The sequence below is a fragment of the Nonomuraea sp. NPDC050540 genome, assembly GCF_044457485.1.
Classification (GTDB): domain Bacteria; phylum Actinomycetota; class Actinomycetes; order Streptosporangiales; family Streptosporangiaceae; genus Nonomuraea.
This window is the reverse complement of the sequence record NZ_JBITHA010000009.1, coordinates 62,396-83,247: the sequence shown is the minus strand read 5'-3', so window position 1 is coordinate 83,247 and position 20,852 is coordinate 62,396. Positions and strand designations below refer to the sequence as shown.

General features: G+C 71.3%; 22 protein-coding genes. 10 read left to right on the top strand and 12 right to left on the bottom strand.

Going from position 1 to position 20,852, the window contains the following annotated elements:
- Window positions 1-15: 15 nt before the first annotated feature.
- The 3 genes from ACIBI5_RS29450 to ACIBI5_RS29440 are packed head-to-tail and all read left to right on the top strand — an operon-like array spanning window position 16 to window position 2,940.
- Window positions 16-477 (top strand): RrF2 family transcriptional regulator, encoded by a 462-nt coding sequence (locus tag ACIBI5_RS29450; RefSeq protein WP_397251989.1) that lies wholly within the window; start codon window positions 16-18, stop codon window positions 475-477.
- 21 nt (window positions 478-498) lie between these two features.
- A complete protein-coding gene (locus tag ACIBI5_RS29445; RefSeq protein ID WP_397251988.1) occupies window positions 499-1,653 on the top strand; it encodes an MFS transporter in 1,155 nt (384 codons plus the stop codon).
- A 57-nt stretch (window positions 1,654-1,710) separates the two neighbouring features.
- Window positions 1,711-2,940: a hypothetical protein gene (locus tag ACIBI5_RS29440; protein WP_397251987.1), complete on the top strand. Its 1,230-nt coding sequence runs from the start codon at window positions 1,711-1,713 to the stop codon at window positions 2,938-2,940.
- Here ACIBI5_RS29440 and ACIBI5_RS29435 read toward each other — a convergent pair.
- From ACIBI5_RS29435 to ACIBI5_RS29425, 3 genes are read right to left on the bottom strand one after another with little or no spacing between them, the layout of a single operon-like run.
- A complete protein-coding gene (locus ACIBI5_RS29435; RefSeq protein ID WP_397251986.1) occupies window positions 2,844-3,305 on the bottom strand; it encodes a PPA1309 family protein in 462 nt (153 codons plus the stop codon). The two genes, ACIBI5_RS29440 and ACIBI5_RS29435, sit on opposite strands and share 97 nt — an antisense overlap.
- Window positions 3,306-3,352: 47 nt before the next feature.
- Window positions 3,353-3,589 carry an alpha/beta fold hydrolase gene (locus ACIBI5_RS29430; protein ID WP_397252266.1) on the bottom strand — a complete coding sequence of 79 codons (237 nt, stop codon included), beginning with the start codon at window positions 3,587-3,589 and terminating at the stop codon, window positions 3,353-3,355.
- 4 nt (window positions 3,590-3,593) lie between these two features.
- On the bottom strand, window positions 3,594-4,457 hold the full coding sequence (locus ACIBI5_RS29425) for a lysostaphin resistance A-like protein (RefSeq protein WP_397251985.1): 864 nt from the start codon (window positions 4,455-4,457) through the stop codon (window positions 3,594-3,596).
- A gap of 95 nt (window positions 4,458-4,552) precedes the next feature.
- On the opposite strand from ACIBI5_RS29425, the gene ACIBI5_RS29420 reads away from it, so the two are divergent.
- Window positions 4,553-5,239, top strand: a complete 687-nt coding sequence (locus tag ACIBI5_RS29420) for a poly-gamma-glutamate hydrolase family protein (protein WP_397251984.1) — start codon at window positions 4,553-4,555, stop codon at window positions 5,237-5,239.
- 55 nt (window positions 5,240-5,294) lie between these two features.
- On the opposite strand, the gene ACIBI5_RS29415 is transcribed toward ACIBI5_RS29420, so the two are convergent.
- Window positions 5,295-6,650 (bottom strand): dipeptidase, encoded by a 1,356-nt coding sequence (locus ACIBI5_RS29415; protein WP_379621914.1) that lies wholly within the window; start codon window positions 6,648-6,650, stop codon window positions 5,295-5,297.
- Between the two features lie 221 nt (window positions 6,651-6,871).
- Here ACIBI5_RS29415 and ACIBI5_RS29410 point away from each other — a divergent pair, with 221 nt between their 5' ends.
- Complete coding sequence (locus tag ACIBI5_RS29410) at window positions 6,872-8,254, top strand: aspartate aminotransferase family protein (protein WP_397251983.1); 1,383 nt, start codon at window positions 6,872-6,874, stop codon at window positions 8,252-8,254.
- A 49-nt stretch (window positions 8,255-8,303) separates the two neighbouring features.
- Entirely contained in the window at window positions 8,304-9,419 is a 1,116-nt protein-coding gene (gene ald, locus ACIBI5_RS29405; RefSeq protein WP_397251982.1) for an alanine dehydrogenase, read from the top strand.
- A 275-nt stretch (window positions 9,420-9,694) separates the two neighbouring features.
- On the opposite strand, the gene ACIBI5_RS29400 is transcribed toward ald, so the two are convergent.
- Both ACIBI5_RS29400 and ACIBI5_RS29395 read right to left on the bottom strand, forming a co-directional pair.
- On the bottom strand, window positions 9,695-10,156 hold the full coding sequence (locus ACIBI5_RS29400; RefSeq protein ID WP_397252265.1) for a VOC family protein: 462 nt from the start codon (window positions 10,154-10,156) through the stop codon (window positions 9,695-9,697).
- A 5-nt stretch (window positions 10,157-10,161) separates the two neighbouring features.
- Window positions 10,162-10,479, bottom strand: coding sequence for a PadR family transcriptional regulator (locus ACIBI5_RS29395; protein WP_397251981.1), 318 nt, complete (start codon window positions 10,477-10,479; stop codon window positions 10,162-10,164).
- Between the two features lie 60 nt (window positions 10,480-10,539).
- Between ACIBI5_RS29395 and ACIBI5_RS29390 the strand changes: the two genes are divergently transcribed.
- Window positions 10,540-10,911, top strand: coding sequence for a VOC family protein (locus ACIBI5_RS29390; RefSeq protein WP_397251980.1), 372 nt, complete (start codon window positions 10,540-10,542; stop codon window positions 10,909-10,911).
- Window positions 10,912-11,128: 217 nt separating this feature from the next.
- Here ACIBI5_RS29390 and ACIBI5_RS29385 read toward each other — a convergent pair whose 3' ends face one another.
- The 4 genes from ACIBI5_RS29385 to ACIBI5_RS29370 all read right to left on the bottom strand — a co-directional run bounded on the left by ACIBI5_RS29385 (window position 11,129) and on the right by ACIBI5_RS29370 (window position 14,835).
- On the bottom strand, window positions 11,129-12,025 hold the full coding sequence (locus ACIBI5_RS29385; protein WP_397251979.1) for a hypothetical protein: 897 nt from the start codon (window positions 12,023-12,025) through the stop codon (window positions 11,129-11,131).
- Between the two features lie 134 nt (window positions 12,026-12,159).
- Window positions 12,160-13,548 carry a sel1 repeat family protein gene (locus ACIBI5_RS29380; RefSeq protein ID WP_397251978.1) on the bottom strand — a complete coding sequence of 463 codons (1,389 nt, stop codon included), beginning with the start codon at window positions 13,546-13,548 and terminating at the stop codon, window positions 12,160-12,162.
- Between the two features lie 57 nt (window positions 13,549-13,605).
- Complete coding sequence (locus ACIBI5_RS29375; RefSeq protein ID WP_397251977.1) at window positions 13,606-14,511, bottom strand: sulfite exporter TauE/SafE family protein; 906 nt, start codon at window positions 14,509-14,511, stop codon at window positions 13,606-13,608.
- A gap of 99 nt (window positions 14,512-14,610) precedes the next feature.
- The gene (locus ACIBI5_RS29370) at window positions 14,611-14,835 is read right to left on the bottom strand and encodes an SHOCT domain-containing protein (protein ID WP_397251976.1); all 225 of its coding nucleotides are present in this window, start codon (window positions 14,833-14,835) and stop codon (window positions 14,611-14,613) included.
- 133 nt (window positions 14,836-14,968) lie between these two features.
- Between ACIBI5_RS29370 and ACIBI5_RS29365 the strand changes: the two genes are divergently transcribed.
- Window positions 14,969-15,352: a helix-turn-helix domain-containing protein gene (locus tag ACIBI5_RS29365; RefSeq protein WP_397251975.1), complete on the top strand. Its 384-nt coding sequence runs from the start codon at window positions 14,969-14,971 to the stop codon at window positions 15,350-15,352.
- A 9-nt stretch (window positions 15,353-15,361) separates the two neighbouring features.
- Here the strand turns inward: ACIBI5_RS29365 and ACIBI5_RS29360 are convergent, their stop codons facing one another.
- Together ACIBI5_RS29360 and ACIBI5_RS29355 are read right to left on the bottom strand one after the other, a co-directional pair.
- Entirely contained in the window at window positions 15,362-16,009 is a 648-nt protein-coding gene (locus ACIBI5_RS29360) for a response regulator (protein ID WP_379621894.1), read from the bottom strand.
- Window positions 16,006-17,106 carry a sensor histidine kinase gene (locus ACIBI5_RS29355; RefSeq protein ID WP_397251974.1) on the bottom strand — a complete coding sequence of 367 codons (1,101 nt, stop codon included), beginning with the start codon at window positions 17,104-17,106 and terminating at the stop codon, window positions 16,006-16,008. The genes ACIBI5_RS29360 and ACIBI5_RS29355 overlap by 4 nt, the downstream gene beginning before the upstream one ends.
- Window positions 17,107-17,200: 94 nt before the next feature.
- Between ACIBI5_RS29355 and ggt the strand changes: the two genes are divergently transcribed.
- The gene (gene ggt, locus ACIBI5_RS29350) at window positions 17,201-18,928 is read left to right on the top strand and encodes a gamma-glutamyltransferase (protein ID WP_397251973.1); all 1,728 of its coding nucleotides are present in this window, start codon (window positions 17,201-17,203) and stop codon (window positions 18,926-18,928) included.
- Window positions 18,929-18,990: 62 nt separating this feature from the next.
- On the top strand, window positions 18,991-20,514 hold the full coding sequence (locus ACIBI5_RS29345; protein ID WP_397251972.1) for an alkaline phosphatase family protein: 1,524 nt from the start codon (window positions 18,991-18,993) through the stop codon (window positions 20,512-20,514).
- Window positions 20,515-20,852: the final 338 nt, after the last annotated feature.

Below are 20,852 nucleotides of genomic sequence, written 5' to 3'. Positions count from 1 at the left end.
TGTAATATCCCGATTATGCGGATCGGTGAAGGAGTGGAGTGGGGGCTGCACTGCTGCCTCACGCTCGCGTGGCTCGGTGAGCAGCCGGTGTCGACGGCCAAGTTCGCGACGTTGTTCGAACTGCCGCCGGCGTACCTGAAGAAGAGGCTTCAGGCGCTGGTCAGGGCCGGTGTCCTCACCTCGGCGCCGGGGGCCAAGGGGGGATTCCTGCTGGCCAGGGCGCCCGAGCGGATCACGCTGATGGACGTCGTGACCGCGCTCGAAGGGCCGGACGAGGCGTTCCGCTGCACCGAGATCCGGCAGCGCGGGGTGGAGCCGTCCCCGGAGTTCGCCCGGCCGTGCGGGGTGGCCACCGCCATGCGACGGGCGGAGCTGGCCTGGCGGCGAGAGCTGGCGGGGCAGACCGTGGCCGACCTCGTGGCCACGGCGCCGCCGGGCGCGGCGGCCCGGATGCGTCAGCGGTACGCACGTCTGTAGTTTTTCGTGAGGAGAATAGGGATGTCTACTATCCCGATTAGAAGCTGGGTGCTGGCGCTCGGGACGTTCGCGGTCGGGACCGACGCCTTCGTGGTGGCCGGGTTCCTGCCGGAGATGGCCGCCGACCTCGGGGTGTCCGAGGCCGCGGCGGGGCAGTCGGTGACCGTGTTCGCCGTCGCCTACGCGCTGGGCTCACCGGTGCTGGCCACGCTGACGGCCCGGGTGCCGCGGCGCAGGCTGCTGGTGGCCGCGCTGGCCGTGCTCGGGCTGGCGAACCTGGGGTCGGCGCTGTCGTCCGATCTGGGCGTGCTGATGGTGACGCGGGTGGTGGCCGCGCTGGGCGCCGCCGCGTACACGCCGAACGCGGGCGCCGCGGCGGCCGCCCTGTCCGCGCCGCGACACCGGGCACGGGCGTTGAGCGTGGTGGTGGGCGGGCTGACGATCGCCACGGCGCTCGGTGTCCCGCTGGGCAGCCTGGCCGCGCAGCAGCTCAGCTGGCGTGGCGCGCTCGCGCTGGTGGCCGTGCTCGCGCTGGCCGCCGCGCCCGCGGTCCGCGCCGTGCTGCCCGAGCTGCCCGGCAACCCGCGCGTGCCGCTGCGCGAGCGGCTGGCGGTGCTGCGCCGCCCCGCCGTCGTGCGTGTGCTACCGCTGACCGTGCTGGGGATGGGGGCGGCGTACACGGCCTACGCCTACAGCGTCCCCGCGCTGGCGGGCGTCGGGGTGGGGGCGGTCGGGCCGATGCTCTTCCTGTACGGCGCGGGCGCCGTGGCGGGCAACCTGCTGTCCGGCTACGCCACCGACCGGTGGGGCGCCCGCCATGTCCTGGCCGCCGGATACACGGTCATGGCGCTCACCATGGCCGCCCTGGCCTGGCTGGCCGCGTCGGGCGCGCGGCTGCCGGTGCTGGTGGGCGTCCTGATGGCGGCGTGGGGCGCGAGCAGCTGGTGCCAGACCCCGCCACAGCAGCACCGCCTCATCGCCGCCGCGCCGGCGGAGGCCGCGCTCCTGGTCTCCCTCAACTCCTCGGCGATCTACTCCGGCATCGGGCTCGGCACCGTACTCGGCGGCCTGGCCCTCAGCGCCGGAACCCTCTGGATGTACGGCGCCGCCGCCCTGCTCGCCACCCTCTCCCTGGCCTACACGGCGCAGCATGCCGATACGGAGATGTCGTCTTGACGGCTGCGGGCACGCGCGGGAAGTGTGGAGTGCCGCCGACCGAGGGGATGGGCCGGCATGTACAGGGAACCGATTCAACGCCAGGTCACGCGGCCGCGGAGCAAGCCGGCCGAGCAGGAGAACGAGCAGCCCAAGCAGGACCTTCCACGCCTCGAAGCCGCGCCCTCCGGAAAAGGCGTCCTGCGCCGGCCCTTCGCAGAGCCGCCGCCGCCCGACCCGCTCCCGCGGCTGCGTGCGGCCGTGCGCGAGGTGGAGAAGCAGCCACCGGCGCCACGCAGAACCGAACAGGCACAGCGGCTTCTGACCGAGGTGAAAGGCCTGGCGAAGGAGGCCCGGCCGGCGCGGCGGCGGCGCCCGTCCTGGCCCGCGCCTCAGGACGAGCTGTCCAGCCTGAAAGGGCGGCTTGAGGCCGTCATCACCCCGCCGGCGTCGCCGTACGCGGAGAAGGAACTGACCGTCGGGCGGCAGGACGCGGGCGGCGTCACCGTCGAGGAGACCGTGCTGGACGGACGGACCCGCAGAGTGGACATCGGGGGATCCTGCGGCATCGTGATCGGCGACAGGAACCGGCAGAACAATCACTTCCACTACGAGGTCGCCGACCGCCCGGTCTCGCTGCCGGAACTGCTCACCGCGACCCCCGCCCACAAGCGCGCGCTCGCCAACCTCATCAAAGACCCCACGGACGCCCGCTCCACACGCGCCATGAGTGCGCTCCTCGAACGGCAGGCCGACCGGCTCCTGTCCGGCAAACGCGCCGTCAGCACCAGGTCGGAACCCAAACGAGCCCGCCTGACAGGCGTGCTCGGTCCCAGCGGCGACATCGTGGTGCACCGGTCGCGAGGTGTCGTGATCGGCCGCGGCAACGTCCAGAACAACCATTTCCACTACCGCCTCGAACGGCCGGACGCGCTGCTGGCCAGATCCCTGGCCCAGAACTCGGCCGCGCTGCAGCGCATCGCCAAGGTCTACGGCAGGCCGGGCGACCGGAGCGCCGACCGGGACCTGGGCGCGATGCTGGCCAAACTCATCACCGCGAAGAAGCACGTGGAGCGGATCGCCCGCGAGCCCGGCGCACCGGTCGAGCGCATCTACCGCGCGAGCGGGATCACGATAGGCACGGGCAACGTGCGCACCGACACGGTCCACGCCGCGCCACCCGACGGCCGGGGAGCGGTGACGGTCTGGGATCAGTCCGTGCCGAACGTCGCCAGCAGTGAGGGCACCAGGTCGTCGGGCCCGGAGCGCCATTCGTCGGTCTCCCGCAATCTGAGCAGGGACAGGTGAGAGCCGTCGCGTAGGACGCCGATGGCCAGGTGAGCCAGGCGCCACCGGACGTCCATGCCGCGGGGCCGCCTGGCCAGGCTGGTCCTCATGACCATCTCGGCGATCAGCACACAGCCGAGCACATCGTCCGGCCAGGTCACCTTGGTCAGTACCGTCTTGAGGTCACCCCCGGGCAGCGGGGTGAGCGGGATCGCCAGGAGGGCGTCCGGTGGCAGGTCCGTCAGTTCGTCCAGGGGGTAGGCGGTGTTGAGATAGGTGTCGCGGTCGGTCAGGGCATACAGGCGGCGCCCGCCGTTCCACCCCTCGGCGTCGGCGTCGCGCTCGGCGGCCATCACCGCTGCCGCCAGTGCGTCGTGACCTGCCATGCCGGGATCATCCCGCCGGACGGGCGCGAGGGATAGCCCCTGGCCGGTCAGAGGTAGGACTCCAGGCGGTCGGCCAGGTCCTTGGGGCGCGACAGCATGGGGGAGTGGCCGCCGTCCATCTCGTCGGGGACGACGCCCAGCCGTTCGCGCGCCATCCGGCGCATGAACGCGGCCTCGAACCACCGGTCCTCCCGGCACAGCAGGAACCGGGTCGGCACGTCCGGCCAGGCGGCCCGACCGCCCGCACCACCGTGCGAAAGTGGCCATGTGCCCCATCCTGGCAGGCGGTCACAGCGCGTTCAGCAGCATCTGGACGAAGACCAGGTTCGTCACCACGTGGATGAACACCGGCACCCACAGGTTGCGGTAGCGCGACCACAGGTATCCGGTCAGCAGCCCGAACACCCCCTGGAAGGCGATGATCGTGGCGATGCCGAGCAGCGGGTCGTCGGGCTTGATCCGGGAGGTGTGCATGAACGCGAACAGCAACGAGGAGGCCATGATCGCCGGCCACCTGCCGAACAGCACCTCCAGGCGGGTCTGCAGCCACGCCCGGTAGAAGAACTCCTCCAGTACGCTCGCCGTCAGCAGCGTGAGCAGGGACAGCACCACGAGCGTGACCATGTCCGGCAGCTCACCGTGCGGCGGCGGCGCCAGCGGCCCGATCTGCGACAGCACGAACCAGGCCACCACGGCGGGCAGTGGCGCCAGCCACGTCACCGGCTTCGGGATCGCCCTGGCCTTGGGCTCGCCGCCCCGGATCAGCCGGAAGGCCACGAGCGGGATGACCAGCAGGAAGACGATCTTCGCGACGTGGTAGAGAAGCCCCTGGGCGAACGGCGCGGCGATCGCCATGAGGACGGCGGCGCCCACCAGAACCTGGGTCTCCCTGACCAGCCGGGCGCGGGGCAACTCAAGCAAGGGCAGCGACGGCTCGGTCTTCGGTGACACCAGCATCGCCAGCACGATCGCGGCCAGCGCGGGCACGAAGGCGGACCACAGGGAGATGCCGGGCGCGCCGGCGCCGGACGACGGAACGATCTCGGTGTGGCCGGTCAGCACCAGCCAGCCGTACGCCAGGACGAAGAGGGCGCCGCCCGCCACCGCGAAGGCGAGGCGAGAACGTGACGTCTGGGACACCGTGGAGCGCATGGGAACCATCATCGCGGGATTCAGTCAGCCTGACATTCCTCCAAAAGCAGGATGCCCTAGCCTGCTGGTGATGATCTCCAACTGAAAGGTGTCACGTGAAGAGAGCCCTGCCCGCCGTCGTCGCCGCAGTGAGCCTCGTCGCGCTCCTCGCCCCGCCCGCCGCCGCGGCGGACACCTACAAGAACTACGCCGACCTGGCCGCGCACGAGCGCGAGGGGACGGACTACCGGCGGATCCAGCGATTCCCGAGCGGGGCCAAGGTGGCGCACATCGCCATCCACGGCGGCGCGATCGAGTCGCCCACCACCCAGCTGGCCGACCACGCCGCCGGCTCCAGGTACGCCTTCTACTCCTTCGTCGGCCTCAAGCCCGACGGCAACAGCAAGCTCCACATCACCTCGACCCGCTTCGACGAGCCGCGCGCGCTCAAGCTGGTCGGCGCGGTCGGCACCACCGTCTCCTGGCACGCCGCCGCGGGCGACAAGGTCACCACGTACGTGGGCGGCCGGGACAAGGCGCTGATCAAGAAGGTGAGCGGCGCGCTGCGGGCGGCCGGGTTCCGCGTGGCGGCCGAGGTGCCCCAGGAGATCGGCGGCGACGATCCCCGCAACATCGCCAACCGCAACCGGCGCGGGATGGGCGTGCAGCTGGAGATCAGCAGGGGGCAGCGGGAGCGGTTCTTCGAGGGCGGGAAGCTGGCCAGGGCCTGGGTCGAGGACCCCGCGCACCGGACCAAGGACTTCTACTCCTACGTCGCGGCCGTCAACCGCGCGCTGCGATAGAGGTGCTACAGAGCCGAAGGGCCCGCCCCCCGGAAGGGGAGCGGGCCCCTGACGGCTAGACGCCGAGAGCGGAGGGCAGGCTCAGCTCGTGGAGGAACAGGGCCTCCGTCGTGGCGATGCGGCGCAGCTCCTCCAGGTCCACCCGCTCGTTCGGGGCGTGGATGGCCGCGTCCTCGTCCTCCGCGCCGAACAGCAGGATCTCCGCCGCGGGGAACTGCTTGAGCAGCGTGTTCACCAGCGGGATCGAGCCGCCGGCGCCCACGTCGCGGGGCGGGCGGCCGAAGGCGCGGTCCATGGCGCGGTTGAGCGCGGAGCGGGCCTTGCCGCCCGAGTCGGCCTGGAAGCCGGAGCCCACCGTGAAGTCGGTGAAGCCGACCTGCGCGCCCCACGGAGTCGCCTGGCGCAGGAAGTCGACGACCGCGTCCACGGTCGTCTTGGGGTCGGCGGCCGGCGGGATCCGGACCGTGACGCGCGCCCTGGCCGCCGGCTGGACGGCGTTGACCGCGCCCGACACCGACGGGACGTCCAGACCGGTGACGGTGATCGCGTACGACGACCAGAGGCGGTCGGCCAGGCTGCCCGAGCCGACCAGGCTCACGTGGTCCAGGACGCCGGCGGTCTGGCGGAACTCGTCCTCCGACGGCCCCTGGCCCAGGAACGTGCCACGCGGCAGACCCGGGACGCGGATGTCGCCGTTGTCGTCGTGCAAGGTGGTCAGCATGCGCATCAGCGCCGAGAGCGCGTCGGGCGCCGCGCCGCCGAACGAGCCGCTGTGGACGGCCTCCTTCAGCGTCCGCACCTCGATGGTGAAGGCGGCCATGCCGCGCAGCGACGTGGTCACCGACGGGTCGCCGATCTTCGGGTTGCCGGTGTCGGCCACCACGATGGCATCGGCGCGCAGCAGGTCGGGGTTGCGCTCGACGAAGGCCTCGAGGCGCTCGCCGGCGTACTCCTCCTGGCCCTCGATGATGACCTTGATGCCCACGGGGAACTGGCCCTGGAAGGCGCGCAGCGCCAGGACATGGCTGATGATGCCGGACTTGTCGTCGGCGGTGCCCCTGCCGAACAGCTGGCCGTTGATGAGCGTCGGCTCGAACGGCGGGGTACGCCACGCCGCCGGGTCACCTGCGGGCTGCACGTCGTAGTGCGCGTACAACAGGACGGTGGGGGCGCCGGGAGGCGCGGGGGCCTCGCCGTACACCGCGGGGAAGCTTCCCTCGACCGCGATCTGCTGGACGTGCGGGAGGCCGGCGGAGCGTAGCAGTTCCTCGGTTACGGCAGCCGCGGCGTGAACCGGCTCTGCGGGGTGCCCGGGAAAGGCCACGGAGGGGATGGCGGCGAGGCGCTTGAGTTCCTCGACGGCCTGCGGCATCGCGGCGGCGACGGCGCTCTCGATCTGGTCAGGAGTCACGGGACGGTCCCCCGGGTCGGTCTAACAGTACAACTCATTGGATCACAGAAGGTTCCACAGGGTGGAAACCGACCAAGCTAATCTACCTGCGGATTTCGTTGCCGTTACATATAGGTTCTACGGATCTCGGTTTTCTTGCATATTGGTGCGACGCTTTCACTTGGCAATACCCCAGGTGAAAGGGCAGACTGTTGGGAGCTCAGACACGAGGGAAGATAACCATGACGCAGCCGGAATCCGACATCCTCAAGGCCGCGCAAGACAACCTGTGGCTGCACTTCACCAGGCACAGCGCCTACGAGCAGAACGAGATCCCCACCATCGTGCGCGGTGAGGGCTCGTACATCTACGACATCCACGGCAAGCGCTACCTCGACGGTCTCGCGGGGCTCTTCGTCGTCCAGGCCGGGCACGGGCGCGGCGAACTGGCGGAGGCGGCCGCCAAGCAGGCCCAGGAGCTGGCCTTCTTCCCGCTGTGGTCCTACGCGCACCCCAAGGCGATCGAGCTGGCCGCGCGCCTGGCCGAGCACACGCCGGGCGAGCTCAACCGCGTCTTCTTCACCACCGGCGGCGGCGAGGCGGTCGAGACCGCGTGGAAGCTCGCCAAGCAGTACTACAAGCTCGTCGGCAAGCCGCTCAAGCACAAGGTCATCAGCCGCCAGATCGCCTACCACGGCACCCCGCAGGGCGCCCTGTCGATCACCGGCATCCCCGCGTTCAAGCAGATGTTCGAGCCGCTGGTACCCGGCTCGATCCGGGTCCCCAACACGAACCACTACCGCGCCGAGGAGATCTCCGGCGTCGCCGGGATGACGGCTGAGGAGTACGGCCGCTGGGCCGCCGACCGCGTCGCCCAGGCCATCGAGATGGAAGGCCCGGACACCGTGGCCGCCGTCTTCGCCGAGCCGGTGCAGAACGCGGGCGGCTGTTTCCCGCCCCCACCCGGCTACTTCCAGCGCCTGCGCGAGATCTGCGACGAGTACGACGTGCTGCTCGTCTCCGACGAGGTCATCTGCGCCTTCGGCCGGCTCGGCACGATGTTCGGCGGCCAGAAGTTCGACTACGTGCCCGACATCATCACCTGCGCCAAGGGCATGACCAGCGGCTACTCGCCGATCGGCGCGATGATCGCGCACGAGCGGCTGTTCGAGCCGTTCAAGAGCGGCGACACGATGTTCGCCCACGGCTACACCTTCGGCGGCCACCCGGTCAGCGCCGCCGTCGCCCTCGCCAACCTCGACATCTTCGAGCGCGAGGACCTGCTCGGCCACGTGACCCGCAACGAGCCCGTCTTCCGCGGCAAGCTCGAAAGCCTGAAGGACCTGCCGATCGTCGGCGACGTCCGCGGCGCCGGGTACTTCTGGGGCATCGAGCTGGTCAAGGACAAGGACACCAAGGAGACCTTCGACGCGGACGAGTCCGAGCGGCTGATTCGCGGCTACCTGTCGCACGCGCTCTACGACGCCGGCCTCTACTGCCGCGCCGACGACCGGGGCGACCCCGTGATCCAGCTCGCGCCGCCGCTGATCGCGGGTGAGAAGGAGTTCGACGAGATCGAGTCGATCCTGCGCTCCGTCCTCACCGAGGCGTGGAAACGCCTCTGACACCCTCCGTCCGGCACAGCGTGGTGCCGGAGAACGAAAGGAACGACCCATGAAGATCGGCGTGCCTGCCGAGGTCAAGAACCACGAGTATCGCGTCGCCGCCACCCCCGCAGGAGTTCACGAACTCACCCGCGGTGGCCACGAGGTTTTCGTCCAGCGTGGTGCCGGACTCGGCTCGTCCATCACCGACGAGGAGTTCCTCGGCGCGGGCGCGAAGATCCTCGACACGGCCGACGCCGTGTGGGGCGAGGCGGACATGGTGCTCAAGGTCAAGGAGCCCATCGCCCAGGAGTACCACCGCATGCGCGAGGGCCAGGTGCTGTTCACCTACCTCCACCTCGCCGCGGGCAGGGAGTGTGCCCAGGCCCTCCTGGACAACAAGGTCACCGGCATCGCGTACGAGACCGTCCAGGTGGGCAACGCCCTTCCGCTGCTCGCCCCGATGTCGGAGGTGGCCGGTCGGCTGGCTCCGCAGGTCGGCGCGTACAACCTGATGCGGTTCAACGGCGGGCGCGGCGTGCTGCCGGGCGGCGTGCCCGGCGTCTCGCCCGCCAAGATCGTCGTGATCGGCGGCGGCGTGTCCGGCCTCAACGCGGCGCAGATCGCCGTCGGCATGGGCGCCGACGTCACCGTCCTCGACACCAACGTCGACCGCCTGCGCTTCATCGACGCCATCTACCAGGGCCGGCTCAAGACCCTGGTCTCCACCTCCTACGCCATCGAGCGCGAGGTCTTGCAGGCCGACCTGGTGATCGGCGCGGTCCTCATCCCCGGCGCCAAGGCCCCGACGCTCATCTCCAACGAGCTCGTGTCGCGCATGAAGCCGGGCTCCGTGCTCGTCGACATCGCCATCGACCAGGGCGGCTGCTTCGAGGACTCCCGCCCGACCACGCACGCCGAGCCGACCTACATGGTGCACGACTCGGTGTTCTACTGCGTGGCGAACATGCCGGGCTCGGTGGCCAACACCTCCACCTACGCGCTGACCAACGCGACCCTGCCGTACGCGGTCAAACTGGCCAACCGGGGGTGGAAGGAAGCCCTCCAGAGCGATCCGGCCCTCGCCCTCGGCCTCAACACCCACAACGGCGCCCTCACCAACGCTCCCGTCGGCGTCGCGCTCGGCATCCCGTCTGTTCCTCTCGCCGAGGTTCTCGCCGCGTAGTTCCTTCTGGTACGGCAGGCCCGGTTGCCCCCACCCCCCGCACGGGGTCGGGGGCATTCCAGGGGAACGGCAGGCAGGCCGCGCGTGGCGGGCCACCGCAACGCGCGCACCGCCGGCCGGCCCCTTCGGCATCCACCGGCCACCGGCTGTCCGCGTGTTGCCGGCCGGGGTTCGCTCGGCACCGGTCGTCCGGCGCCTACCGGCCGTCTCTGCCCGCGTGTTGCCGACCGGGGTTCGCCTGCCATGGACGGCTGGTCGCGGTGTGCCGCCCGTTGTCAACCGGGTTCTTCGGGGGTTTGGTGGGTGGGGTCTTCTGGGGTCTGGCCGAGGATGTCGTCAGGGGTGAGCTGTTCGCGGGCCGTCGTCACCGCCCACCGGTGGCCGAACGGGTCCCGGATGACCCCGTACTTCTCCCCCCAGAACGCCTCCTGCACCGGCATCTCCGAGGCGGCGCCCGCGTCGAGGGCCCGCCGTTCGACCTCATCGGGGTCGTCGACCTCCAGCAGGATCAGCACCGGACTGCCGCCCACCGTCGGCGGCGCCAGCGCGCCCAGTTCGGGCGTCTCCTCGCTCACCAGCAGCCGCCCGTCGCCGACCTGCAGCTCGACGAAGAGGATCGCCCCGTTGGGCAGCGTGTTCCTGAACACCTCGACCGCCCCGAACGCGGCCTTGTAGAACGTGATCGCGCTCTCGGTGTCGAGCACGAACAGATGCGGGCTCAGCCCCTGCGGCCTCATCGTCGTCACGTGACCAGTCCAGCCTCTCGTGCGGCCGTCACCATGCGGGCCATGAGCTCGGCCTCGGCGCGCGCGGCCGCCTCGCCCGCCTGGGTCAGCCGGTAGTAGCGGCGCCGGGCGTCGTGGGGGGCTGCCGGATCGCCTTCTTCCGTCTCTTCCACCAGTCCGTCGGCCAGCAGCCTGCTGATGGTCCGGTAGAGGGTGCCCGGACCCAGTTTGACCGCTCCGCCGCTGACGTGCTCGACGAACCGCATGATCGCGTAGCCGTGGGCGGGTTCGCCGGCCAATGCCAGGAGCACGTGGAACCCGGCGGTGGTGAGCATGCTTGACACCATAGCACCACAGTGGTTATATCCGAACTGGATATAACCAAGGAGAGCATAATGACGATCAACGTCAACAAGGTCACGCTCTACGTCCAGGACCAGGCCGCCGCCCTCGACTTCTGGACCCGGAAAGTCGGCTTCGAGGTCACCACCGACCAGCCGTACGGCCCCGACACCCGCTGGATCGAGGTCTCCCCACCCGGCGGCGGCGTCGGCCTCGTCCTGTTCAAGGCCGGCCCCGGCTGGCCGACGCTCAGCCAGGACCAGCCGAACTACGTGTTGTTCGACACCGAGGACATCGTCAAGACCCACGAGAGCCTGGCCGCCAGAGGCGTGACGTTCGACGCCCCGCCCAAGGAGGAGCCCTGGGGCTGGTCCGCCGTCTTCCTCGACAATGAAGGCCACCGCTTCCACCTCAGCCAGCGATGACCGCTTCCATCCGGTTCCCGTTGCGGCTGCTGGTGCTGCCCGCTCGGGTTCGGGCCGACCTTCCGTTACGGCTCCGCCCCGCCCACCCGCCCCGCCGGCATGGGCGCGCGGCTGTCGAGCGATGGTCGTGAAGGCTCACGGGGTCCTCGCCGCGACAACTCCGCTCCGGGCCGGATATCGCGAAGCCGGCATGCCGAACCTTCGTGAAAGGGCTTGGCTACAGGGGACCGTAGAACAGGCGGAGCCCGGTTCTGGCGTCGAGGACGGGGCGGTCGCCCAGAGGGGTGCGTAGTTCGACCGGGCGCTTCTCGATCGACGCCCATCCGGAGCACGCCGGCCCGTACGGCTGGACACGCGGCTCGACCACGACCGCGTCCGGTTCCTCGCGGACGTTCATCCCCAGCAGGCGGCCGCATTTCAGGTGGATGAGGTGGATCGTCAGCGCGCCGTCCGGCGCCTCCTCGAAGCTGCCGTCGAACGGTGTCGTCGGCCCGAGACCGGGCGGCATCGGGTCGACCGCCGCGTCGGCCACCGCCACCCGCCGGATCGGTCCCGGCAGCCCGTCCACGTCGAAGCGCCAGGCCGGCGCCTCGGCCGGGCCCCGGTGCGTGCGCACGGTGACCGTCTCCATGGTCACCCGGGTCACCTTCGCCTTCTCGCATTTGGCAGGGTCGCCACCGGTCTCCTCGCTTCGCCGTTCCCGCTCCTCCTCGGTGATCCCGCCCTGGCACACCGGGTTCACCGACGGCCTGCCGGGAATCTCCCGTGGGTTGGCCACCTGGTAGGCGGCGATGTCGGCCGGGACGAGCGGCACCTCCAGCGTGCGGCCGTCGGCCCAGCGGACCGTCCCCGTCGCCGGGCTGGTCACGGTGGGCTTGTCGTAGACCAGGCCGAGATCAGGGTTTCCGAACCTGGCCGCGGCGACCTCGGGTGACATGATCGTCAAGTCCTGGCGCGGGTTGAAGCCGGACTGCCACACCGCTCCCGGACCCGCTCGCCAGCTCATCAGTGCCCGTTCCGCCCGTCCCTCGAAGGACGCCGACGGCCCCGCCTCGTTCCGTGCGCCCGGTACCACCGCGGCCAAAAGCACCAGGATCACGAAATATCTGATCATCAATCCCACCTAAGATCACAAGCTCACCCTCCCTATGACGCGCCACACCCGTCTCCGGGCTCACAACCGGGGGTGATCACCTGATGATCTGTGCGCCCGCCCAAGCGATCTGTGCGCCCGCTCAGGCGGCGGGGTCAGCGCAGGCCGAGACGGGTGCGCAGGTCGCGGGCCGTGGCCAGCACGTGGGTGACCTCGCCGGGGCTCGGCCACGGGGCGGAGCCGGGGCGGATCAGGGTGGTGCGGATCGAGGCCAGGTGGTCGATGGCGCCCGCGTGCAGGCCGCTGCGTTCGACCAGCCAGACCACCACGTCGGCGTGGTCTCGCAGCGGACGGGTGACGAGGTCCCAGGTGCCGAGGATCTCCGTCAGCTCGGGCACGCTCAGTGGAACCCCGCTGCGCCGGCCGGTGGCGGCGGCGGCGAGTTCGGCGCGGGCGTGGAGTTCGGGCTCGGCCAGGCGGTCCCAGGTGGGCTGGGGCGGGTCGGCGAGCCACTGCTCGGCCTCGTGGTTGTGGCCGGCCGCCGACAGCAGGCCGCCGAGCTCCATCGCCGCCCTGTGGTGCCCGGACAGCGCGGCCTGGCGGAACCAGTGCTGGCCTCCGGCCAGGTCGCCGAACTCGGCGATCAGCAGCAGGCCGAAGTTGAAGGCCGACTCGGCGTCGCCGCTGGCCGCCGCGCGGCCGAACCAGTGGCTCGCGGCCGGCGAGTCGCTGAGCTCGACGCAGACGAACCCGGCCATCCGCTGGTCCTCCAGCCGCCCCGCGTTGGCGGCGCGCTCGAACCACGCGCGGGCCGTGCGCAGGTCGCGCCGGGACAGGGCGATGCCGCCGAGCTGGGAGGCGGCGCCGGGGTGCTCGCTCTTGGCGGCGAGCCGGTAGTAGGCCTCGGCGCCCTCGGGGTCACGGCTGGCCTGCAGGAACAGGCCGAGGTGGTAGGCGGCCTCGGCGTGGCCGCCGCGCGCGGAGAACTCCCACCACTGGACGGTCTCCTCGTCCTCGCCCGCCGAGTAGGCGAGGAAGCCGAGGTCGTGGCCGGAGGCGACGTCGCCGTCCACGGCGGCTCTGCGGTGCCAGTCGCGGGCCGCGGCCTGCTCGCCGGCGTCCTCGCAGAGCAGCGCGAGCCGGCGGGCGGCGGTGCGGGAACCGGCGCGGGCTGCCTTGTCGTACCAGGCCTTGGCGCCGGGCAGGTCGCCGCGCTGCTCCAGCAGGAGCGTGGCGAGGTTGAGCGCGGCCTCGGCGTCGCCGGTGCCCGCGGCCAGCTCGTACCAGGACACGGCCTCCTCCAGGCTGCCGTGCTTCTCGTGCCAGACGCCCAGGTTGTAGGCGCTGTCGATGTTGCCGGCCGCCGCGGCGCGCTCCCACCAGTGCCGCGCCGCCGAGCGGTCGCCGCGCTGGGCGTAGAGCTTGCCCAGGCGATGGGCCGCCTGCGGGTCGCCTGACTGGGCTTCCGCGATCAGCTCGGGTTCGTCTCCGGTACGGGGCGCCGGAACGGCCGCCTCCGCCACCTCTCCTTGCCACCACGCCATCCACTCAGCGTGACATGTAATCAAGCGACTGCGGAATGTAATCGCGGAGCTGGTGCTCTAGGAGAAGCGAATGAAACCGGTGTACATGCCCATGGAGCAGACGTATCGCAGGGTGCTGGGGAGCTGGGGCGGGAGCCGTACCGTGGCGGGGAGGGTGTGGTCGCGGCCGGCGAGCGTCACCGTGCGGGTGCATCCTTGGTCGGCCAGGTGGAAGGTGACCTCCACGGGTACGCCCGCGCGGGCCTCGACCATCGCGGGACGGTAGCCGTCGCGCATGGCCCAGATGTCCACTTTCTGTTCGCCGCGTGCGGTCAGGGCCAGGGCGGGTGCGGGGGAGGCGGGCAGCCAGCCGCCGAGGCTGATGCCGGAGCCGATCGTCCAGAGGCCGACGGCGATCGCGGCGGCCCCGGCGAAGGCGGCCAGGCGGGTCCGGGACAGTCGTCGCAGGATGTAGCCGAGCAGGGCGAACGCCGGTGAGGTGCCCACGACGAACCCGGCCATCACCGCCGCCCCCGACAGCGCCGAGCCGGTGGAGACGGCCACCATCTCGGTGCCGAGCGTGACGCCGCACGGCAGCAGGATCGTCGCGGCGCCCATGACCGGCGCGGCGGCCCGGCGCGGGGTGCGGTGCTGCGCGCAGGCCGCGCGCCGCCGGATCAGCCGGACGGCGAAGGCGATCACGACGACCCCGGCCGCGACGAGCAGTCCCGCGCGTGCCTGCGGTGGCAGTTGAACGGCGGAGCCGAGCCAGCCGAGCAGCGTCCCGGCCAGCACGTACGCCGCCAGCCGTCCGGTCAGGAACTGGGCCACCAGCCAGGGCCGGGTCCTGCCGTGGCCGCAGTCCTCGCGGCATCCGCCGCCGGTGAGGCCGACGAGCAGGCCGCCCTGCAGTGCCGTACAGGAAGCGGTCCCCGCCACCAGTCCGGCGGCGAGGCCACTGACGAACAGTGCGCCCGGCCCCATGCTCAGGGTGAGGGGGCCGGGGTGTCGGGCCGCATGGACGCAGCGTAACCCGCGCCTGTCAAATGCGGCCAGTGACACTTCTTTCACTCTGTGGAGCGCTTAGGAACGGAGCACCGACATGCGCTCCATGTACTCGTCGTCGCTCAACTCGCCGCGGGCGTACCGCTCGGCGAGGATCTGCTCGGCCGACGCCGTGGGACTGGCCGCCACCGTACGGCGCGGCCCCCACCGGCCGGTGCGCTTGGCCCAGATGACCAGCCCGACCACGGCCACCCAGAACAGTCCCCAGAAAGCCGGGAAGATCGGAAAAAAGTGTCCATACATGTCGCTCTCCTCCTTCGGTGTCGTACCTCCAGAGTCGACCGAAAACCGGGCAGGCGAATCAGACGCCGGTCGCGCTCCCCTGTACATCGCTGGCCGTATCCCTATACTCCCGCCTTGAGGGGAGTGATAGGGAGTGGATTTCACCGTGAGCCAGGTCGCCGACCTGCTGGATCTGCACGTCAAGACCGTGCGCGGTTACGTCCGCGACGGCCGGCTGAAGGCCGTGAAGGTGGGCAAGCAGTACCGGATCTCCAGGGTGGACCTGGAGTCCTTCACCGGCGCGCCCCTCGCCTCCCGCCCCAGCCAGGACCGCTACGTCGAGGTCTCCACGATCGTCCAAGTGGACGCGGTCGGCCGGCACGACCTGGACCGGCTGAACACCGCCGTCATGGCGACCGCCACCGGGCTGCGGGTCGAGATGGTCTACAACGAGGAGCGCGCCACGCTCAAGGTGATCATCCTGGGCGGCCCCGGCCGCACCGCCGACGTCCTGCGGCTGATCGAGGCGCTGACCTGACCGTTGTCCTCAGAGCCAGCCCGGCTTGACCAGCCCCGACTCGTAGGCGATCACCACGAGCTGCGCGCGGTCCCTGGCGTGCAGCTTCATCATCGCCCGGCTCACGTGCGTCTTCGCCGTGGCCGGTGACATGAACAGCTTGCTCGCGATCTCGTCGTTGGTCATCCCGGTGCCCACCAGCGCCAGCACCTCGCGTTCCCGGTCGGTGAGCTGGTCCAGGCCCTCGGTCGAGACCGGCGCCTTGGCCCGCGTGGCGTACTCGGCGATCAGCCGCCTGGTCACGCTCGGCGACAGCAGCGCCTCGCCGTCGGCCACCACCCGGACCGCCTGGATCAGCTCGGCCGGTTCCGTGTCCTTCACCAGGAAGCCGCTGGCGCCGCCGCGCAGCGCCTCGAAGACGTACTCGTCCAGCTCGAACGTGGTCAAGATGATGATCTTCGGACCCGGCGGCATCTGGCGGGTGGCGGTCAAGCCGTCGGTGCCGGGCATCCGGATGTCCATCAGCACCACGTCGGGAGTGTGCTGGGCGGCCAGCCGTACCGCCTCCGCGCCGTCGGCGGCCTCGGCCACCACGCTCATGTCGGGCTGGGCGTCCAGCAACGCCTTGAACCCCGCGCGCACCAGCGCCTGGTCGTCGGCGAGCAGCAGCTTGATCATGCGTTCTCCTCAGGTAGGGGCAGCCTGGCCTCGACCTGGAAGCCGTTGCCGACCGGGCCGGCGACCAGCGAACCGCCCAGGGCGGCGGCCCGCTCGCGCATGCCCGGGATGCCGTTGCCGCTGCCGTCCTCCGACAGCGGGGCGGGCGAGACGGCGCCCGTGTCGGTGACGCGGACGGTCAGCTCGGCCGTGCCGTACTCCAGCCTGACCGTGACCTTCGCGCCGGGGGCGTGGCGCGTGACGTTGGTGAGCGACTCCTGCACGATCCGGTACGCCGCCCGCTCGACCTGCGCGGGAAGGGGCCGTGATCCCACGCGCTTCAGCGTGACGTCGAGGCCGGAGCGCTCGATGAGGTTGTCCAGATGGTCCAGGCCCGAGGTGGGGGAGCGCGGGGCGCCCTCGCGCAGCACGTTCAGGACCGAGCGCATCTCGCCGAGCACCTCCTTGGAGGCGGTCTTGATCGTGGCCAGCGCCGTCCTGGCCTGGTCGGGCTGGTCGTCGATGAGATGCAGCGCGGTCGAGGCCTGCACGTGGATGAGCGAGATGTTGTGCGCGAGCACGTCGTGCAACTCCTGCGCCATGGTCAGGCGCTCCTCGCTGGCCTGCCGCCTGGCCTCCTCCTCTTCCGCCCTGGCCCGTTCGGCCCGCCGTTCGCGCAGGATCCTGACCAGCTCGGCCACGACCATGAGCAGCATCATCGCCGTGGAGATCCACACGGCGTGGAAGAGGCTGCGATTGCCGATCACCCAGGCGTAGGCCTCGAAGAAGCCGAACATGCCCGCCGCCAGCAGCCAGGCGACCAGCCGCCGGCCGTCGATCACCAGCCAGAACAGCATCACGCCGGGCGTGAAGAAGATCGGCCCGTAGGGATAGCCGCCGGCCAGGTACGCGGCGGTCACGAGCAGCGTGATCACGGTCGTGGCGACGGGGTAGCGGCGGCGCACCAGGATCAGCGCCGGACCGATCAGGAGCAGGGAGTAGGCGTACCAGTCGAGCGCCGCCCGATCGAAGCGCTGCCCCCACTCGGCGCCCTGGCCGATCACCACCTGGGCGACGGCCAGAACGAGCGCCAGATAAGGGTCGAGTCGGGACTTCACGGTCCTACGCTATTTCAGCTCTCTGACCAGCGCATCATCTGGATGTGGCAGGGGGCCCTACCACCGGAGGCGTACCTGGTCCATCGTGGACACCATGCGCCGAGTGATCGTTCCCGCAGCAGCAGTCCTCGTCACGCTCACCACCGCGCCGCCCGCCATGGCTGAGCCCCAGCAGAAGGTCCCGGTCGCCGAGGGGTACGGCGGCGCCGTGTCCACCGTCGACCTCGACGCCAGCAAGGCCGCGGTGGCCGTGCTGAAGAAGGGCGGCAACGCCATGGACGCGGCCGTCGCCGCGGGCGCGGTCCTGGGCGTCACCGAGCCGTACTCCTCCGGGCTGGCCGGAGGCGGCTTCATGGTCTACTACGACGCCTCCCGCCGTAAGGTCTACACGATCGACGGCCGCGAGACCGCGCCGCGCGCCATGACCTCGACCTCGCTCGAAGGCATCCCCTTCGACGAGGGCGTCACCAGCGGCCTGTCGGCCGGCGTGCCGGGCACGGTCGCCCAGTGGGAGACGGCGCTGCGCCGCTTCGGCACCATCAGCCTGAGACAGGCGCTCAAACCCGCCATCGACGTGGCCTCCAAGGGCTTCGTCGTGGACCAGACCTTCCACGACCAGACCGCCGCGAACGCCGCCCGCTTCAAGGACATCGCCTCCACCGCCAAGCTCTACCTCCCGAACGGCGCGCCGCCGCCCGTGGGCACGGTCTTCCGCAACCCCGAACTCGCCGACACCTACCGCGAACTGGGCAGACGCGGCACCGACTGGCTCTACGACGGCCGCCTCGGCCAGGAGATCGTGGCCACCGTCAAGAAGCCGCCGCTCACCCCCGGCACCACGCGCAACGTGCGGCCCGGCCTCATGGAGGTGTCCGACCTGCGCGCCTACCGCGCGCTGATGCGCGAACCGACCCACGTCGAGTACAAGGGCCTTCAGGTGTACGGCATGGCCCCCCCGTCCTCCGGCGGCTCCACGGTCGGCGAGGCGCTCAACATCCTGGAGGCGCTGCCCCGCGTCGGCCTGCACGAGTACCTGGATGCCTCCCGGCTGGCCTTCGCCGACCGGGGCAAGTACGTCGGCGACATCCCCGGCGTCCCCCTGCGCGAACTCCTGTCCGACGGCTTCGCCAAGGAACGTTCGTGCCTGGTCGGCGAACGCGCCATGGCCCACCCGGCGGCCCCCGGCTCGCCCGACGGCTCCTACTCCGACTGCGAGCGGCCCACCGGCACCGCCCCCGACATCGCCGACGAGGGCCCGGAGACCACCCACCTCACGGTCGCCGACAGGTGGGGCAACGTGGTGGCCTACAACCTCACGATCGAGTCCACCGGCGGCAACGGCATCGTCGTGCCCGGCCGCGGCGTCCTGCTCAACAACGAGCTGACCGACTTCACCTTCGGCCCCGCGCCCGGCGACCCGAACCTGCCCGCCCCCGGCAAGCGCCCCCGCTCCTCGATGGCGCCCACGCTGGTGTTCAAGCACGGCAAGCCGGTGCTGGCCGTCGGCTCGCCCGGCGGATCCACGATCATCACGACCGTGCTGCAGATCCTCGTCAACCGCTACGACCTGGGCATGAACCTGCCCGACGCGCTGGCCGCGCCCCGCGCCACCCAGCGCAACACCGCCGCCACCCAGGCCGAGCCCGCCTTCCTCGCCCAGCACGGGGCCGCCCTTGAATCGCGTGGGCACGTGTTCGCGCCGAACCCGGAGATCGGGGCGGCGACCGGACTGGAGTTCCTCGGCCGGGGACGGGTACAGGCGGTCGCCGAGCCCGCGCGGCGCGGCGGCGGCAGCGCGCTGGTGGTGCATCCGTCGCGATGAGCGAATCCGAGAGTGACACGCCTGGGCCGGGGCCCGAGCCTGGGTCTCAGGCTCAGGCTCAGGTGCGGCACGTCGTGGTGTTGATGCTGGAGAACCGGTCGTTCGACCACATGCTCGGCTACCTCGTCCATCCCGACCCCGGGTACGACGGGTTGCGGGGCGGCGGGCCGTACACCAGCCCCGGCTGGGACGGCGGCCCGCCCGTGGCGGCCTCAGCGGACGCGGGGCCGCTCGCCACGATGGACTTCGACCATTCGCACGACGCGGCGATGGAGCAACTCGGCGGCGGCTGGGTCAGCGCGCACGAACGCAAGGCGCGCGGGCTGGCGGAGCCGCGGTTCGGCGGGCTGCTGGGGCCGCTGATCGGGTGGCTGTATCCGAAGTTCGCGAAGAAGGAGCCGATCTTCGGGGTCGGGCCCGAGGTGATGCGCTGCCAGGACCCCGCCGGGGTGCCGGTGCTGGCGACGCTGGCGCTGGAGTTCGCGGTGTGCACGCGGTGGCACTGCTCGGTGCCGGGGGAGACCTGGCCCAACCGCAACTACCTGCACGCCGCCACCTCCGACGGGATGACCAACATCCAGCCGCGCTTCTACACCGACCCGACCATCTTCGAGACGCTTGAGGCGGCGGGACACGGCTGGCACGTCTATCACGACGACGTGCCGCAGGTGTGGGCGTTCTCCAACCTGTGGAACGGCGCCGACCGGATCGCCCGCTGGTTCGACATCTCGGAGTTCACCGCCCACGCGGCGGCCGGAGAGCTGCCCGCGTACTCCTTCATCGAACCCAACCATCGCCCCCCGGTCCGCCTGAACGACCGCCCGTCCAACAGCCAGCATCCCGGCAACAACCAGATCAAGGACCAGGTCGGCGCCTCGACCGACTTCGCCCGCGCCGAGTCGCTGGTCGCGGCCGTGTACGAGGCGCTGAAGTCCAACCCGGAGGCGTTCGGCCAGACCGTGCTCGTCATCACCTACGACGAGCACGGCGGCCTCTACGACCACGCCCCGCCGCTGACCGGCCTGCCCGACCCGGGTTCTTCCCCCGGCCTGCTGGCCCGCCTGCTGCGCCTGCTGGCACACAAGAAGAGCGCCGCCTTCGACTTCTCCTCCTCCGGCGCCCGGGTCCCCGCCGTGATCGTCTCCCCTCTGATCCCCAAGGGCACGATGAGCACCACCCCCATGGAGCACGCCAGCGTTCCCGCCACGCTCCGCGCGCTGTTCGCCCCCGACCGCCCGCCCCTGACCACCAGGGACGCCGCCGCGGGCCGCTTCGACACGCTGCTGACGCTTTCCGCTCCCCGCACCGACCTACCCGACCTGACCCGCTACGCCCTCCCCCTGGGCGGCGCGCCGTCCTCCGGCGGCGACCCCGCCCACGACACGACCGCCGCCGCCCAGCCACCACGGGACCACCTGCCCGACCACTGCCGTGACCTGGCCGTACTGGCCCGCCGCGTCCGCGCCCGCCTCCGCGGCCGTCTCGCGGTGTTCGCGGGGGTGAGCTGGCGCGCCCGCGACCAACGAGCCCTGGCCCAGGCCCTCCCCGCCTTCCGCACCGCCGCCACCAAAGCCCGCCAACCCTGACCCCGGCCCCCCACACCCCGGCCCCCCACACCCCGGCCCCCCACACCCCGGCCCCCCACACCCCGGCCCCCCACACCCCGGCCCCCCACACCCCGGCCCCCCACACCCATACGCCCGCCCGGCACGGCACCGCCGCGTGTCCCGAGCACGCCGCACCCCCAGGACACACCTCGCCCACGGCACGCCAAGGCCTCGCGCTCCTTGGACGCGCCCAGGTACCGGGTGCCGCGTCCCGGGACCGCCACATCCCAGGGCTCGCTGTTGTCCCCAAAGCGCGCCCCACAGACAGTGCTCCGAGCGCCGCCTCCCACGAGGCGGCGCTGTCTCCCGCACCGGGT